General features: G+C 55.7%; 9 protein-coding genes. 3 read left to right on the top strand and 6 right to left on the bottom strand.

The window, feature by feature from the left end; all coding sequences use genetic code 11:
- Nucleotides 1–150 precede the first annotated feature (150 nt).
- Together BBOH_RS04025 and BBOH_RS04030 are read right to left on the bottom strand one after the other, a co-directional pair.
- Nucleotides 151–3,525 carry an FtsX-like permease family protein gene (locus BBOH_RS04025; protein ID WP_033521825.1) on the bottom strand — a complete coding sequence of 1,125 codons (3,375 nt, stop codon included), beginning with the start codon at nucleotides 3,523–3,525 and terminating at the stop codon, nucleotides 151–153.
- Between the two features lie 38 nt (nucleotides 3,526–3,563).
- Nucleotides 3,564–4,265, bottom strand: coding sequence for an ABC transporter ATP-binding protein (locus BBOH_RS04030; protein WP_033521777.1), 702 nt, complete (start codon nucleotides 4,263–4,265; stop codon nucleotides 3,564–3,566).
- 449 nt (nucleotides 4,266–4,714) lie between these two features.
- Between BBOH_RS04030 and BBOH_RS04035 the strand changes: the two genes are divergently transcribed.
- Nucleotides 4,715–5,560: a DsbA family protein gene (locus BBOH_RS04035; protein ID WP_161786434.1), complete on the top strand. Its 846-nt coding sequence runs from the start codon at nucleotides 4,715–4,717 to the stop codon at nucleotides 5,558–5,560.
- A gap of 713 nt (nucleotides 5,561–6,273) precedes the next feature.
- Here the strand turns inward: BBOH_RS04035 and BBOH_RS04040 are convergent.
- From BBOH_RS04040 to BBOH_RS04055, 4 genes are all read right to left on the bottom strand, one after another.
- Entirely contained in the window at nucleotides 6,274–8,214 is a 1,941-nt protein-coding gene (locus tag BBOH_RS04040; protein WP_237743158.1) for an ABC transporter ATP-binding protein, read from the bottom strand.
- 193 nt (nucleotides 8,215–8,407) lie between these two features.
- Nucleotides 8,408–10,219 carry an ABC transporter ATP-binding protein gene (locus tag BBOH_RS04045; RefSeq protein ID WP_033521774.1) on the bottom strand — a complete coding sequence of 604 codons (1,812 nt, stop codon included), beginning with the start codon at nucleotides 10,217–10,219 and terminating at the stop codon, nucleotides 8,408–8,410.
- Between the two features lie 240 nt (nucleotides 10,220–10,459).
- Complete coding sequence (locus BBOH_RS04050) at nucleotides 10,460–11,734, bottom strand: glutamate-cysteine ligase family protein (protein ID WP_033521772.1); 1,275 nt, start codon at nucleotides 11,732–11,734, stop codon at nucleotides 10,460–10,462.
- Between the two features lie 33 nt (nucleotides 11,735–11,767).
- Nucleotides 11,768–12,925 carry a LacI family DNA-binding transcriptional regulator gene (locus BBOH_RS04055; protein WP_052118203.1) on the bottom strand — a complete coding sequence of 386 codons (1,158 nt, stop codon included), beginning with the start codon at nucleotides 12,923–12,925 and terminating at the stop codon, nucleotides 11,768–11,770.
- A gap of 156 nt (nucleotides 12,926–13,081) precedes the next feature.
- Here BBOH_RS04055 and BBOH_RS04060 point away from each other — a divergent pair, with 156 nt between their 5' ends.
- A complete protein-coding gene (locus tag BBOH_RS04060; RefSeq protein WP_033521770.1) occupies nucleotides 13,082–14,374 on the top strand; it encodes an extracellular solute-binding protein in 1,293 nt (430 codons plus the stop codon).
- Nucleotides 14,375–15,307: a carbohydrate ABC transporter permease gene (locus tag BBOH_RS04065; RefSeq protein WP_237743124.1), complete on the top strand. Its 933-nt coding sequence runs from the start codon at nucleotides 14,375–14,377 to the stop codon at nucleotides 15,305–15,307.
- Nucleotides 15,308–15,312 lie beyond the last annotated feature (5 nt).

Raw genomic sequence — 15,312 nt, forward strand, 5'->3', positions numbered from 1 at the left:
GAACATGAAACATCTCGATTTGCTCAAAGGCCGGCAGGAATGAAGAACGAATCGCACAAATCCCACGATTCATCGTTCATTCCTACCGACCTTGCCAACTTGGCCCGATGCTTTCCCCGCCTCAGGATCAAGCGAGGACAAAGCCGAACCTCAGTCCACGGACTTCAGGGCGGCTAGCATATCGACGTTCTTCAGACGTTGGTAGACGAAATAGCCAAGCACCGCGGTAATGAGCGTCACCACCACCAACGGCACCACGAACGCGGGCCAGGCGATGGCGGGGTCGAACATCACGTTGTCCGGCGGCACGGCGGTGATGATGTAGTGTTGCAACAAGGCCCCGAAACCGTAACCGGCCAGGATGCCGAGCGCCGAGAGCAGGATGGTCTCGCGGTAGATATACATGGTGACTTCGCCGTTGTAGAAGCCAAGCACCTTGATGGTGGACAGCTCCCGGATACGCTCGGCCACGTTGAGGTTGGTCAGGTTGTAAAGAATCACCAAGCCGAGCATGACGGCCACGGCAATCAAGACCCACATGATCTGGTTGAGGGCCTTGACCACGACGTCGATCTGCGTGATCAGCGTCGTGTTCTGCACCACGCCCTTGATGCCGCCGAGTTTCATGAACGAAGCCGACTGACGCTTGGTGTTGTCCACGCTGCCGTTCTTGAGGTTGACCATATGCGCGTTGGGCTCGTAATCCCGGTTGAACGCTGAACTATAGGCCGATGGGCTCATGAAGATGAAGTGACCTAGGTACATCTCGCAGACGCCGGTCACTTTGATTTTGCGGGTGGCGCCCTGCGAATCCTTAACCTCGATTACGCTACCCTTTTTGGCCCCGACGAGGTTGGCGAACCGTTCGGACACCACTGCCCCCTGACGGCTCAGTTCGAGGGGCTTGTGCCCCACGCGAGTGTTGAGCTCGACGTATTTGTTGAAGTCGTTCGTATGCTCCGGGACAATCAGGGTGATGTCCTGCTTGTCGTCGTTACGGCCGGCCACCTTGGTGACATCCTCGTATCGAATGGGCGCCGAACGCTCGATGTCCTCTTGCTTAAGCCTGGTCTGAATGGCTTTGCGCTGGCTGTCGGTGACGTGGTTGTTCTCAGCGGCGATGAGATGGTAGTGCATCACGTCACCGAATTGGTGGGCGCTGATGCCGGAAATGGAACCTTGCACGCCAAAGCCGGCAGTAAGCAGAGCCACCGAACCAGCCACCCCGAAAATGGTCATGAACATGCGTTGCTTATAACGGAAGATGTTGCGCGCCGTGACTTTATGCGTGAAGTTGAGATGATTCCAAATCAACGGGATGCGTTCAAGCAGAATCTTCGACCCCGCGCTCGGCGGCTTGGGCAGCATCAGCACGGCCGGCTTGTCGCGCAACTCACGCGAGGCGCTGATGACGGCGGGCAACACGGCGCTGAGCAGAGCCAACAGCACCGCCAGCACGGTGACGGGCCAGTGGAATCCAAGCTGAATGCGCGGGACGTTGAAACCGACCTTGTAGGCGTTGTAGACGATGATCGGCAGGAGCACATGCCCGGTAAGGATTCCAAGCGCAGCGCCCGTAAGCGAAGCCGTGAGGCCGTAGACAACGAATTTGGCCATCACGTCGCTGTTCGAGTACCCCAAAGCTTTGAGCGTACCGGCGTTGATGCGCTCCTCCTCCACAAATCGCGTCATGGTCGTAAAGGTGACCAAAGCCGCCACGAAATACATGAAGTAGGGGAAAATGCGCGACAGTGAATCGACGATCACCGAAACCGAGTCATAGACCTTGTAGCCGTCGGATCCGGGCACCTCACGTTTGGAGTCAATCGAGTAGACGGGCTCCTCCATCGCGTTCAACATGGCGGTCGCATCGTCAAGCTTCTTCTGAGCCTTGGCGATCTCGGACTTCGCGCCCGGCTCGGCCTTGTCGAATTCAGCCTTCTTACTGTTGTACTCGTTGGTCTTTTGATCCAGTTCGGCCTGCGACGCATCGATCTGGGCCTGAGCCTGCTGTTGCTTGGAGGCGAGCTGTTGCTGCCCCGACGCGACGGCAGCCCGCCCTTGGGCCAGTTGCGCAGCGGACGCGTCGAGCTGCGACCTGGCTTCAGCCAGTTGGGTCTGGCCCGAGGCGACCTGGGCGTTGGCCGCATCCACCTCGGCCTTTTTCTGGGCGATCTGGGCGCGCGCGGCGGAAACCTGAGCCATACCGGGGTTATAGGTGCCAGCGATGAAAGCGGACTGTGCGGTCTGAGTGTTTTGGATTTCAGTGCCGATGGCGGGATGTTCAGCCAACAAGGCGGTCAGCTCAGCCTGCTCGGCCGACGTGATCGTCCCGGCCGTAACCTTGGCTTGCAAGGCCTGGATTGTGGTCTGAACCCGCGTTAACGCCGCAATTCCATCATCATACCGCTTTTTCGCGCTTTCCAGCTTCGCCACGCTGGCGTCAGCCTGCGCCTGCGCCTGGTTGATCCGGTTGTAGCCCTCGTCGACCTTCGCACGAGCAGCGGCAACCTGAGACGCTTTCGAATCATACTGACGCTTGCCGGCATCATACTGCGCCTGACCTGACTGAACTTTTGCTCGACCCGCAGCGATTTGCGATTGGGCGGCCGAGGTCTGCGAGACAAGCTGACTCTTTGCGTTCTCTATTTTCGCAGCCCCATCGGCAAGCTGTTTATTGGCATCTTCGAGCTGTGAACGCGCAGAATCGAACTGATCCTGAGCCTGTTTGACTTGCGCCTTACCTTCATCGATCTGCGAATTCGCCTGTTTCCTGACACCTTCGAAACGCACCGAGGGACGGCGGGCGAGATCGCGATTCAACTGTCGGCGGTGCCGTTCAAGACGCTTGTTGTACGCATTGGAATAATGGTCATGCATGCCGTCGAGATCGGTATAGGTGATGCGCGCAATCATGGAGTCATCGGATTTGAACGCACCAGGAGTGACGACCATATAGCCGTCCAACGACCCCGACCCGGAGGTTGAGGCACCCATGTTCACCGTGCCCAGCACTTCGGTGGAGGTGGTGACCCCTACGACCTTGTATGCGCCACGCCGCAACACCTTGCGACCCAATGCGTCGGCCTTTTCGGTGATATGGACCGTCGAACCAATCGGATACCGCTTGTCGTGGGAATTGTCGATGGCCACTTCGTCGGCTCTTCTGGGCAAGCGGCCCTCCACCACATTGTAGGTGGAAACCGTTTTCGGAGCGGAATAGATACGAATGCTCTCGTCCGTGCCCCTGAGCACGACATCTTTCAGATATCCAAACTCGACATGCGAGGCACCGGCGGCGTTGGCGATAACCTCACGATCGGCCTTGTCCAGCCCGTAACTGCCTATGACGTTCAAATCGGCCAGATGATGCTGCGCAAAATAAGCGTTGCCGGTGTCACGCATATCGGGTCCGGAAATATTAAGCCCCACCAAAGCAAATGAGCCCAGACCCACCAAAAGCACGATGGACAGGAAACGCCCCAGCGATTTCCGGAACGACAGGCGTATATCGTGCCACAGCATTCGCTTGGACCCCTTGGAAGCAAAACGCGTCATCGGCATCACCACTCAATATCTTTGATATCCGTCGGCGTGGGGTTGAGCTCCACGGACTGGACCTGCGCGTCGCGCATACGAATGACGCGGTCTGCGATAGGAGCGATGGCGGCGTTGTGGGTCACGATGATAACCGTCGCCCCACGCTTGCGCGACTGATCCTGCAAAATCTGCAGCACCTGCTTGCCCGTGTTGTAATCCAATGCTCCAGTAGGTTCATCGCACAACAGGATCTTCGGGTTCTTGGCCACTGCACGGGCTATGGCAACGCGCTGCTGCTCACCGCCGGAAAGCTGGGCCGGGAAGTTGTCAACACGATCGGCAAGGCCGACATCCGCCAACGTTTGCGTGGCGTCGGCAGCGTTTCCGACAATCTGCGCGGACAGCTCTACGTTTTCGCGGGCCGTAAGGTTCGAAACCAGGTTATAGAACTGGAAAACAAAGCCCACATCAAAACGCCTGTACGTCGTCAACTGCTTCGCGTCGAATTGCGCGATGTCGTTGCCGTCGATAATGACCTGACCCTCATCACAGGTATCCATGCCGCCCAAGATGTTCAGCAACGTGGACTTGCCGGCTCCGGACGCCCCGAGGATTACAATCAGCTCACCTTGTCGCGCGGAAAAAGACACGTCCCGATTCGCATAGATGATGGTTTGTCCGGTTTGGTAGCGTTTTGTTTCTCCGTTAACCTCGATATAACTCATCGCGGTCACACCCCTTACGTATCCTTATCTACGTTTAGCGCAACCTCCACATTGTACCTCTTATTACAATCCGGCATGGTCAATTAAGCACCGCGTGAAAGACGTCAAAGCCATGTTGCGTCAACAAAGAAACACAGCGCGCAAAACGACGTTCACTACGCGCTAGAAATTAATCATGCAATAGGGGGGGGGGTAGTCTAATAAGTTAGACGAAGAGGACTGTCCGCACTCGATACTTGCTGCCGTCGTCAAGTACAGGCGTCCAGTGGGCCTCCGGTCAACAGTCGCAAGTGACAAATTCGTCCAGGTGATAAGGAGGTGTGGCCTTGACTCGAAGAGCTGGCCATACAGAGCGCAGCATCCGGCACGTGGATGCAGGAGATGCCGTCCTCCAAGCTTCTCGGATGCAGCATAGGCGCGAGAAACGGCAACGGAGGTTCGTTGCCTTCGTGGCAATAATCGTGAATATTGCTTTGGTTGCGGTCATAGGCATTGCAAGCATGAAGTCCATAGAACGTCGCAATGCAATGCGCAACATCTCCGTCGGACAGGCGTATGCCGAGTTACAACAGGTAAGAGTCAAGCCACGTTTCGCTGACGACAAAGGCGGCATCCTCCTTTCCAATTCAGGCTACGGCAGGAGGGCTCCTGGAGCCCCTACCATCGAAATCTACACCGACCCGATGTGCCCCGGATGCGCCGTGCTGCACCAACAGATGGATACCGTATTCCGTTCGTTGCTTGATGCCGGGCAGATCAATCTGAGCATCCATCCGGTGACATTCTTGGATCACATGTCTTCAGACGGGTATTCCACACGCGCAGGCAACGCGATTGCCTATATATCCAGCGAGGATTCAAACCCGGATCATCTGATAGATTTTATGTCCAATCTGTATTCAAGTGAGTTCCAGCCCAGGGAAGGGTCGCAGTACAATCCCGTCTCTGATGACGCCATCAAACAGCAGATGACGAAGGCCGGCATCGACCCCGTTATGGCCGGTAAAGCGATGACAGGAGGCTACGGCCCTTGGCTTGAAGCGTCGACCCGATATACGCAACGGAGAAAGGACCTGGCGGATAAGACAGGTCAATTCGCAGGCAAAATCACCACGCCGACAATAGTCATCAACAATTCGAAACTCAACATCAACACGATGAGCGATGAAGGCTTCACATATGAGGAAGCCATCATGCAATCCCTCGGTCTCAACTCCGACGCAATCGGCCAATCAGGGTCGATGCCATCAATCGGCGCAAACGGAAAACCCGGTGTTGCCGGGATGACCGCATGAATCCAGGCCATTGTTCGTACAAGAACGCAAATGAGGTTCCTTCAACCAAGCCGGTAACGACCGTTGAAGGAACCTCGTTTGCGTTCTTGTGGTCTTTGAATTCGGCCTTCACTCGGACAAGGCGTGTTCGATCGCCGTACGTATGAAGTCGGAACGGGACTTGCCGCTCCCTTTAAGACTCTCATCTCTATCTGATCAATCCAGGACTTCGGCAGACGGAAGCAAGTGGTTTCCATCAATTCGCCGTAAACGCGTGGACGTCGTTTAAGCACAGGTCGCTCATTGCCCGTCATATTATCCGAATCACCCTCGGCGTGGCTGGATATCGAATTTATGTTCTTGCTCATACTCTTCCTCCTCCAGGAATGAGGCTTTTGCGGTTGGGGCCAAGCATGACATGAGATACGACAGGTCACGATTTTCCCTAGAGAAAGCTCGTTTGCGATTGAGCAATGACCTTGGAATCGCACGAATATGCAATGCTGAGAATATGCTATAACGAAACGATTCAAAAACAAGCAATAATGCAAAAAACGTCTGGAATAATTCACAAAATTCATTATTCTGACGGCTTTCATGAACGACATCACATTCCCCGATTACTGTTTTCACAGCACTTACAGCAGAAGGACGCGGTTCCAACGAAACGGAGGGGACCGACGTCGAAACGTCGATCCCCTCCGTCAACACCGGAGCCAAAACGCACAGGTCTGTTATTCCAGTTCGAGCTTACCGGTGTAAAGCTGATAATATTCACCATGCTGCGCGATGAGTTCATCATGCGTGCCACGCTCTATGATGTTGCCGTGGTCCAGGACCATAATGACGTCGGAGTTACGCACGGTCGACAAACGATGCGCGATCACGAATACGGTGCGGCCTCGCATCAAGGCATCCATGCCCTCTTGGACGACTTCCTCGGTACGGGTGTCGATGGAGCTGGTGGCCTCGTCGAGAATCATGGCAGGCGGATCCGCCACTGCGGCGCGGGCGATGGAGATCAGTTGGCGCTGACCTTGGGACAGGCCCGAACCATCACCCTTGAGCACCGTGTCGTAACCCTTCGGAAGCATACGAATGAAGCCATCGGCGTTGGTGCGTTTGGCGGCGGCGATGCATTCCTCATCGGTGGCTTCGAGTTTGCCATATCGAATGTTGTCGAGCACACTGCCCTCGAAGAGGTTCACATCCTGCAGCACGATGCCGAGTGAGCGACGCAGATCGGCCTTCCTGATGTTCTTCACATCAATGCCGTCGTAGAGTATCTGCCCTTCCTGAACGTCATAGAACCGGTTGATCAGGTTGGTGATCGTGGTCTTGCCGGCACCGGTGGCGCCGACGAGCGCGACCTTCTGACCCGGCTTGGCGAACCATGTGATATCGTGCAGCACCGTCTTGTCGGGGTTATAACCGAACGAGACATTCGTGAAACGGACATCGCCCTGCAGAAGTGTCAACCGCCCATCCTCAGAGGTGACCGCCCTCTCATGAGCCTTCAAAGCCACTTCACGGGCCGACCCCTTCAGATGTTTGGCTGCCTCGAGAGAACGGGTCCCGTCGTCGTCCGCGGCTCGTTTCCAAGCCCAGTGACCGGTCGGACGATCGGTCTCGGTCATGGTGCGGCCGTCCGAGGCCAGCTCGACGCTGACCAAGCACACCGACCCTTCGTCCGACTCGGACGGTTCGTCGATCAGCTTGAAAATACGTGAAGCTCCGGCCAAGGCCATCATGATCATATTGATCTGCGAGGAGATCTGGCTGATCGGATTGATAAGCGCCTTGGAAAGCGTAAGGAATGACACGATGGCACCGATAGAAAGCGCGCCGGCGCCGGACAGCCCGAAATTAAACCAGCCGTTGATGCCGGCCACGCCACCGACAATGGCGAGGAGCACGTAGAGCACATTGCCCATATTGCCCATCACCGGCATAGTGATATTGGCGTAGATGTTGGCCTTTGCGGACGCCCGGCACAAAGCCTCGTTACGCTTGTCGAAATCAGACTGAGTGGCGTCCTCATGGTTGAAGACCTTGATGACCTTCTGCCCGTTCACGGCCTCCTCGACGAAAGCGTTCACCGCACCGATGGTCTCCTGCTGACGGATGAAGTACCGGCCCGAACGGCTCACAATCACCTTGACGACCAGCAGCATCAACGCCACGAACAGCAGAGTGAAGACGGTGAACGGCACGGAAAGCCACAGCATCGCGAACACGACCGCCACCACGGAGGCACCGGAGATCAACAGCTGCGGCAAGGCCTGGGAAATCATCTGCCGCAGCGTGTCTGTGTCGTTGGTGTACCTGCTCATCATATCGCCGTGCTCATGGGTGTCGAAGTAGCGAATCGGCAGGGTCTGCTGATGATCGAACATCTCGTCTCGAATGGTTTTAAGCACCCCCTGTTCCACGCCCACGACCATGTAGTTCCAGACGAACGAGGCCACCATGCCCAGAGCATACATCAAGCCGACCACGATGGTCATATGGATCAGAGGACCCCAGTCGGGTTTTTCGGCGTGGACGAAGGGCATGATGCAATTGTCGATCAGGGGCTGCAACACGAATGAAGGCAAGGACTGCGTCGCGGCGCAAATCAGAATGCCGACGATAATGACTACGCACTGCCAGCGATATCGGAGGATATAACCCATCAGACGCTTGGTGGTGCCTTCGGGCGCACGAGCGCTTGTTGAAACTGCCTTACCGCCTTGACGATCACTCTTGTAAGCTTGGCTTTTTTCTACGGACTGCGAGTCCACTTGACCTTCTTTTGTATGGTTGCTCATGACGGCATCGCCAGGTGTCTGCGATTGAATGCCGTCGGATTGTTTCACATTGATCGGTTCACTCATCGTCGTCACTCCCCTCGCCCTGGCTCTTCGTCTGGGACTGATAGATCGAACGGTATTCATCGCAGGTTTGCAACAGCTGATCGTGCGTGCCGCGGTCGAGGATACGCCCACCGTCCATGACGATGATCTCGTCCGACTCCTGAACGCTGGCCACCCGCTGGGCGATGATGATCTTGGTGGTATCGGGAATCTCGGTCTTGAAAGCCCCACGAATCAGCCGATCCGTCTTGGTGTCGACGGCGCTGGTGGAGTCGTCGAGAATCAGGATCTTGGGCTTCTTCAACAGGGCGCGCGCGATGCACAGACGCTGGCGCTGACCACCGGAGACATTGGAACCGCCCTCTTCGATATAGGTGTCGTAACCTTTAGGAAATTCCCGGATGAATCCATCCGCCTGAGCGAGCTTGCACACGCGACGCACGTCCTCATCGGTGGCGTTCGGATTGCCCCATCGGATGTTGTCGGCGATCGTGCCGGCGAATAGGACGTTCTTCTGCAGCACCATGGCTACCGCGTCACGCAACGTCTCAAGATCATATTCGCGCACATCGCGGCCGCCGACTTCAAGGCTTCCGGAGCTGACGTCGTATAGTCGCGGGATGAGCTGGACGAGACTTGATTTCGCGGAGCCCGTGCCGCCGACGATGCCGATCGTCGAACCGGAGGCGATCGTGAGGTTGATATCATCAAGCACCGGTCGTTCGGAGCCCACATCGTAGCGGAAGCTGACATCGTTGAACGTAATGGAGCCGTCTGGCACATCCATGATGGGATCGGCGTTGTCACGCACGGTGCTCACTTCGTTCAGAACCTGGCAGATGCGCTCGGCATCGGCCCGCGAGATGACGACCATCACGATGATCATCGAAACCATGTTCAAGGACATGAGAATCTGCATCGCGTACGTGACCAAGGCGGTCAAGTCGCCGGTGGTAAGGCCAACGGCCGCATTGTTGTGCGAACCAACGATCTGCTTGGTGCCCATCCATGAAATGATGAGCATGGCGCCATAGATGCAGGTGTTCAGAATCGGCCAATTGAAGGCAAGGACATGCTCGGCCTTGCAGAAATACTCGTATATTCGCTCTGAGACACGGCCGAATTTACGGCTCTCGTGTTCTTCGCGGTCATAGGACTTGACCACACGAATGCCTTGCAGGTTCTCGTCCACGATGTTGTTCAGATGGTCGTATGTGTGGAAGACCTTCTCGAACACAGGGTTCACCGAAAGCGCCAACCCCGTCAGAGTGACGCCGAGAATCGGGATGATGATCAGGAAGATCATCGAGATCGAAGGGCTGATGCGGAACGAGAACAGCCACGCGACGACGACCATCAACGGGGCGCGCACGGCCACGCGGATGCACATCTGGAACGCGTACTGGATGTTGGTCACGTCGGTGGTGATTCGGGTGATGATCGAGCCCGTCGAGAAATGGTCGATGTTAGTGAAACTGAACGATTGCACCTTCTCGAACAAATCGTGGCGCAGGTTCTTCGCGAACCCGGCCGATGCGATGGCCGCGTACCTTCCGGACATGAACCCCGCGAACAACGACACAACGGCGCATCCCAGCAGAATGAGTCCGAACTTCCATATCGCCGGCATGGAACCGCCGGCCACTCCCTGATCGATCATGGACGCCATGACCGTCGGTATCAGGATTTCCAGGACGCTCTCCACTATGACGAACGTGGGGGCCAGTATCGTGTCTTTTTTATACTCACGCAGACTTTTCAGAAGAGTCCGTATCAGGTGTTTCGGACGTTCCTCCTCAATGGTAACTGCACCGCTCGTGCTCATGTGTTCCTCTTTATATCCTTCAAAAGCCTTTAATCATATCAATTCAAGGCTCACCATCTTGGGATCGCGATCGGAATCCAGCGTATAAGACGTGGCCGATTGGATCCAGAATTCAACACTTCAACGCTATTACAGACCGGCTACAATTTGGCCTGGGAATGTCGCTTTTTATCAGGATTTGGACGAAGGGCTGAAATAAGGCAAGCTGAAACCTGCACTCACCCAAAACCCTTGAAAAACCTACGATTGAAAAACCGCAGGATGCACCGGGTCGCCGGGGATGGCGGATAATGTATCCATAAGCCCCAATGCAGCCTGCCACTGCGACACCGACACACCATACGGCCGCGCATCGAGACCACGAGCCTGAAGGTCGGCTTTGGCGGCCTCCACCTCCACCTCTGAGACGCCATCGAAGAAATCCTTGAGCCGGGCGAAATGCGCGTCATCATAATACAGATTTCCCACGGTAGCCGTCAGAAGTTCGGCCCGCTCGATGGGAAGGGAATCCCAATGTCGCATCTCCACGAAGTTCTTCAGCCGTACATCGTTGAAATGCGTGGATAGCAGATGCCCGACCTCGTAATCGTTGAGAGGGCGATCGGGGTAAACGTCCGCCGCGTTCTGACGGAACGCAACATACTCTTGCTCATCCTCAGACATACCGGCGGCCTCGGGGGTGTGCGTGAGATCGACGAACATCATCGGGGTTGCCAGAACGTCCGCCGCGTAGTCCTCCCAGCCGAATCGCCGGTCGTAGAGGCCTGGCGTAAGCCCGGTGCGCTGCGGGTCAGCCTTGTCCCATATGCGTTGCCGCATCAGCGGGCACGGGCTCGGGTTACCCTCGAAATACGGCATATTGCGAAACAGCAGCGCGATGATGGGGTTGAGAGCCGAACCGACACGCATCTTGGCGATGGCGTCCGCTTCATCCGAGTAGTCAATGCTTACCTGGGTGGAGGCCGAGCAACGCATCATGTTCAAGCCATACTGCCCCACATGTCCAAGATAGTCGTTCATTGCAGCATAGCGGCGCTTGGGGTGGATACGGATATCCGCAAAACCAGTGACGGGCTGATAGCCGTAGTTAATCAGTCGGAAACCCAGGTCATCGAGAATCGGGTCAGCCTCGGCGCGGAACTGAGAGTATATCTCACGCAACTGCTCCGGTCGATGCAGCACGCCTATGGAAACCTCGAACTGCGCTCCCGGTTCCAGCGAAATCGCGATGCCCGGACGCTTAAGACCCAGCAGATGTCCGTCCTCGACGAACTCCTGATCGGCGCGGTAGAAAGGGCGAAGACGTTCGAGCAGCTCCTCGACACCCTGGGGCTCCGCGTAACCAACCGCCACATCCGTGCCGTTGCGAACGGGCAAGTGCTCGATCTCGACCCCGTACCCATCATCGCGCTCCGGCTTGGCGCCGCGCTCAAAATAATCCACCAGACTCGCCACATGTTTGGCATTCACCTTTGCACCAACGTGAGCGTAACTGACCCGCACTGCATTGTTCATAGGTACCATCGTATTCGCTCAAAGCGAATACGGCTACCAATTATGCCCCCTGCGCATTTTAATCGAATCAAACCACGACACATCCGCCGCAACGAGCCTGTCCATCGATGGTCTTGACGGCCGACGGCACCCGCAGCTCTCACCGATGACCAATTTAGTGGGAAGCAGCTTAAACTTCGGTTCACCCCACGGCTTTCCTCTTCGCTCAATCAGCGACCTGGCCGCCAGACGCCCCATTGCCTGACTCGGCTGAAGCACCGTAGTCAGTTTTGGCGATGAAAACCTGCCGGCAAGAATCCCGTCATAGCCGGTGACAATCACATCTTCGGGAATGCGCCTGCCGAGCATCCGCATCACGGCCATGAAACTCAGCGCAAGCTGATCGTTGACGCATACGACAGCTTGAGGAAAATCCTCTCTTTCAACAAACGTTCTTGCCTCAGCCATCGCTTGGTCGATACTAGCCCCCCACTTCCCCAAAGACGGGTGCGTCACGGAGATATCGTACCGCTTGGCACGTTCCATCAACGCGTTGTACCGCTCATACGAATCCGGGGAATCAAGCGTACCCAAAAACGCAACATCACGCACATGATGCGTCAGAACCAAATGATCGAGCAACGCATACGTCCCGGCAACATTATCGACTTGAATGGATAGCGCATTATACGAAGATTTAGGTTCACTCAGCAACACCACTGGCCGCTGATCGCATAAAGCCTTGATTGTCGCAATGTCTGGTTTAAAACCCTCAACGAGCGCTACCCCGTCAACCCTACCGACAGAATCCACGAACGATTCATACTTGCCATTGGGTAAGGCTTGCAAAACCAACGCCTGATCACGCTCTTTGCACTCCAGCTCGAAGCCATGTTCAATCTCATCGACATACAGCGGGAAAGTCGAGATCTCAGGCTCTTCGACAACACCATCACTATTGCTCTTAGGTACATACCACAACGGTGAGGAAATGAGCATATCGAATGAAAACAGGCCAATAGCGTTTGTCTTGCCACTGGCCAAACCACGTGCATTACCGCTGGGAAAATAATGCAACTCTCGGGCAGCATCCAGGACCTTCATCTTCGTGTCTTCCTTGATCAACTCAGGGTGGTGAAAGGCATGGGAAACCGTACCAGTAGAGACGCCTGCTTTGAGCGCCACATCATAAAGCGTTGACTTTCCTACCACAAAACAATCCTCTCATTTTTCCGCCCATATACCTACACACTTTACGACCAACGCAAAACACTGGTCGAAAATTGCGATTTGACAAACTATTTTTGAAGCGCTTCAATATTGTTTAGGAAGTAACCACTTCCTAAACTCGAAGTAGAGGATAGAAGTATGAACATCATTAATTTGAAGCGCTTCATTGCTGCCGGACTGAGCATTGCGACCCTTGCAGGTTTGAGCGCCTGCGGCCGCAAAACAGACGGTGGCAGCGAGGCGAACAGAAATGCCGTCACCACATTGGACGACAAACCCGCCAAAGGTGACCTGAGCGTCTGGGCCATCGGTAACGAAGGCGAAAAACTGCCAAAGTTCGTCGACGCCTTCAACAAAGAGAACCCTGACGCCCACATCAAAGTCACCAGTATCCCTTGGTCTTCGGCCCACGACAAGTTCCAGACGGCCATCGCGGCCGGCAACGAACCGGATATGGCTCAGATGGCGAACACCTGGATGGCCGATTTCTCCGAAGCGTTTGCCCAAACGCCAAAAAATCTTTCGACCGATGGCTTCCCGAAGGATATGCTCAACGAGGTTCAGATCAAAGATAAGACGCTTGGCCTTCCTTGGTATGCAGATACACGCGTGCTTTATTACCGTACCGACCTTGCGGAGAAGGCTGGTTGGGACCACGCCCCCAAGACGTGGGACGAACTAAAACAAATGGCATCGGACCTCAAGAAGAGCGGCGTAGACAATCCGCTCCGTCAGTTGCCAAAAGGCACGGACGCCTTCATGGGAGCCAGCCCGTTCTATTTCTCCTCCGACGGCGACTACACCAACGGTTCGAAGTGGACCCTCGACTCCGAAGGCATGAAAAAAGGCATGAAGTTTTCCGCGAGCTTCTTCAAGGAAGGTCTGTCAAGCCCGAATGTGGACGCAAACCCCGGTTCCGACACCAACGAGTTCGTATCCGGCAAGACCGCAATGCTGTTCGGAGGCCCCACCAGCGTCGGTCAGATCAATGAAGCCGGCGGCGAAGGAATGAGCGAGAAGTTCGCCACGGCCCCGATCCCCAAGATGGACGAAAAGTCCGACCACTCCACCTCATACCTAGGTGGATGCGACTGGGTTGTGTTCAAAGACTCCAAGAAGCAGGAGACGGCTTGGAAGTTCATCCGTTGGGCGAGCCAACCGAAGAACCAAGTGCTCTGGTACAAGCTCTCCACCGATCTGCCCACGCAGACCGAAGCTTGGAATGACCCCGAGCTGAAGAATGACGACAAGTTGGCCGCATTCGGCGAACAACTCAAGCATGCGAAGCCGGCTCCTTCCATCAACACCTGGCAGCAGGTGTCCTCCGTCGCAGACGGCGTGGTCGAGAAAATCTACCGCGGCACCGTTTCGGTCGATGACGGCATGAAGGATCTGCAGTCCCAGGCCGATTCCATCGGACTTGGAAAGTGATTGCGACGTCTATCAACCATGACCAGTCGTAAGGCAGAGACGCAGGGTTCCGGCAAGGCCCTGCGTCATCGCCAAACCTTGATTGCCTGGGGATTCTCCCTACCGTTCATCATCATCTTCTCGATGTTCATGCTGCTGCCCCTGCTCTCGGCGCTGTACATGTCGTTCACGGACATAACCGCACACGATCTGCGCACGCCGTTCAACGTCAACTTCGTAGGATTGCAGCAGTATATCGCCCTGTTCAAAGACCCCCTGTTCCGGCATTCCCTGCTGGTGACGGGAACATTCGTCATCATCGGTGTGCCCGTGACGATCATCATCGCACTGGCGCTGGCCGTGGCCCTCAACAAGGGGATGAGACATCTCAACTCCTTCTTCCGTGCGCTATTTTATGCGCCTGTGGTCGCCAGCGTGGTCGCCGTCTCCGTGGTATGGCGGTACATTCTCCAAGATGACGGCCTACTCAACAACGTGCTTAAGACGATCGGCATCCACGGTCCGGCGTGGCTCAACGACACGCATGTGGCACTTCTCGCTCTGATTATCATGACGGTATGGCGAAATGTCGGCACGAGCATGATCATCTTCATAGCCGGATTGCAAGGGATGTCCGGTCAAGTCGAGGAGGCGGCATCCATTGACGGGTGCAACGCATGGCAGCGCTTCATCCATATCACCCTACCGCTGCTGAAACCGACGCTGCTGTTGTCGTTGATCCTGGTGTCGGTGAGCTATCTGCAGTTCTTCGATGAATCGTTCGTGATGACCCAGGGTGGGCCTTTGAACGCGACGCTGTCCGCTTCCTACTACATCTACAAGAAGTTTGGGTTCGGGCAATATGGTATGTCCTCAGCGGCCAGCTGGGTGCTGTTCATCATCATCGCGCTGGTAAGCGTATTGCAATTCCGTGTGATGCGTTCGGACGACTAGGAGGG

It is taken from the genome of Bifidobacterium bohemicum DSM 22767 (genome assembly GCF_000741525.1).
Taxonomy (GTDB): Bacteria; Actinomycetota; Actinomycetes; order Actinomycetales; family Bifidobacteriaceae; genus Bifidobacterium; species Bifidobacterium bohemicum.

Coding starts and splice junctions, on each gene's coding strand:
- BBOH_RS04050 (WP_033521772.1), bottom strand. CDS start 11,734: ATGAACAATGCAGTGCGGGTCAGTTACGCTCACGTTGGTGCAAAGGTG.
- BBOH_RS04060 (WP_033521770.1), top strand. CDS start 13,082: ATGAACATCATTAATTTGAAGCGCTTCATTGCTGCCGGACTGAGCATT.
- BBOH_RS04025 (WP_033521825.1), bottom strand. CDS start 3,525: ATGCTGTGGCACGATATACGCCTGTCGTTCCGGAAATCGCTGGGGCGT.
- BBOH_RS04045 (WP_033521774.1), bottom strand. CDS start 10,219: ATGAGCACGAGCGGTGCAGTTACCATTGAGGAGGAACGTCCGAAACAC.
- BBOH_RS04040 (WP_237743158.1), bottom strand. CDS start 8,214: ATGGGTTATATCCTCCGATATCGCTGGCAGTGCGTAGTCATTATCGTC.
- BBOH_RS04030 (WP_033521777.1), bottom strand. CDS start 4,265: ATGAGTTATATCGAGGTTAACGGAGAAACAAAACGCTACCAAACCGGA.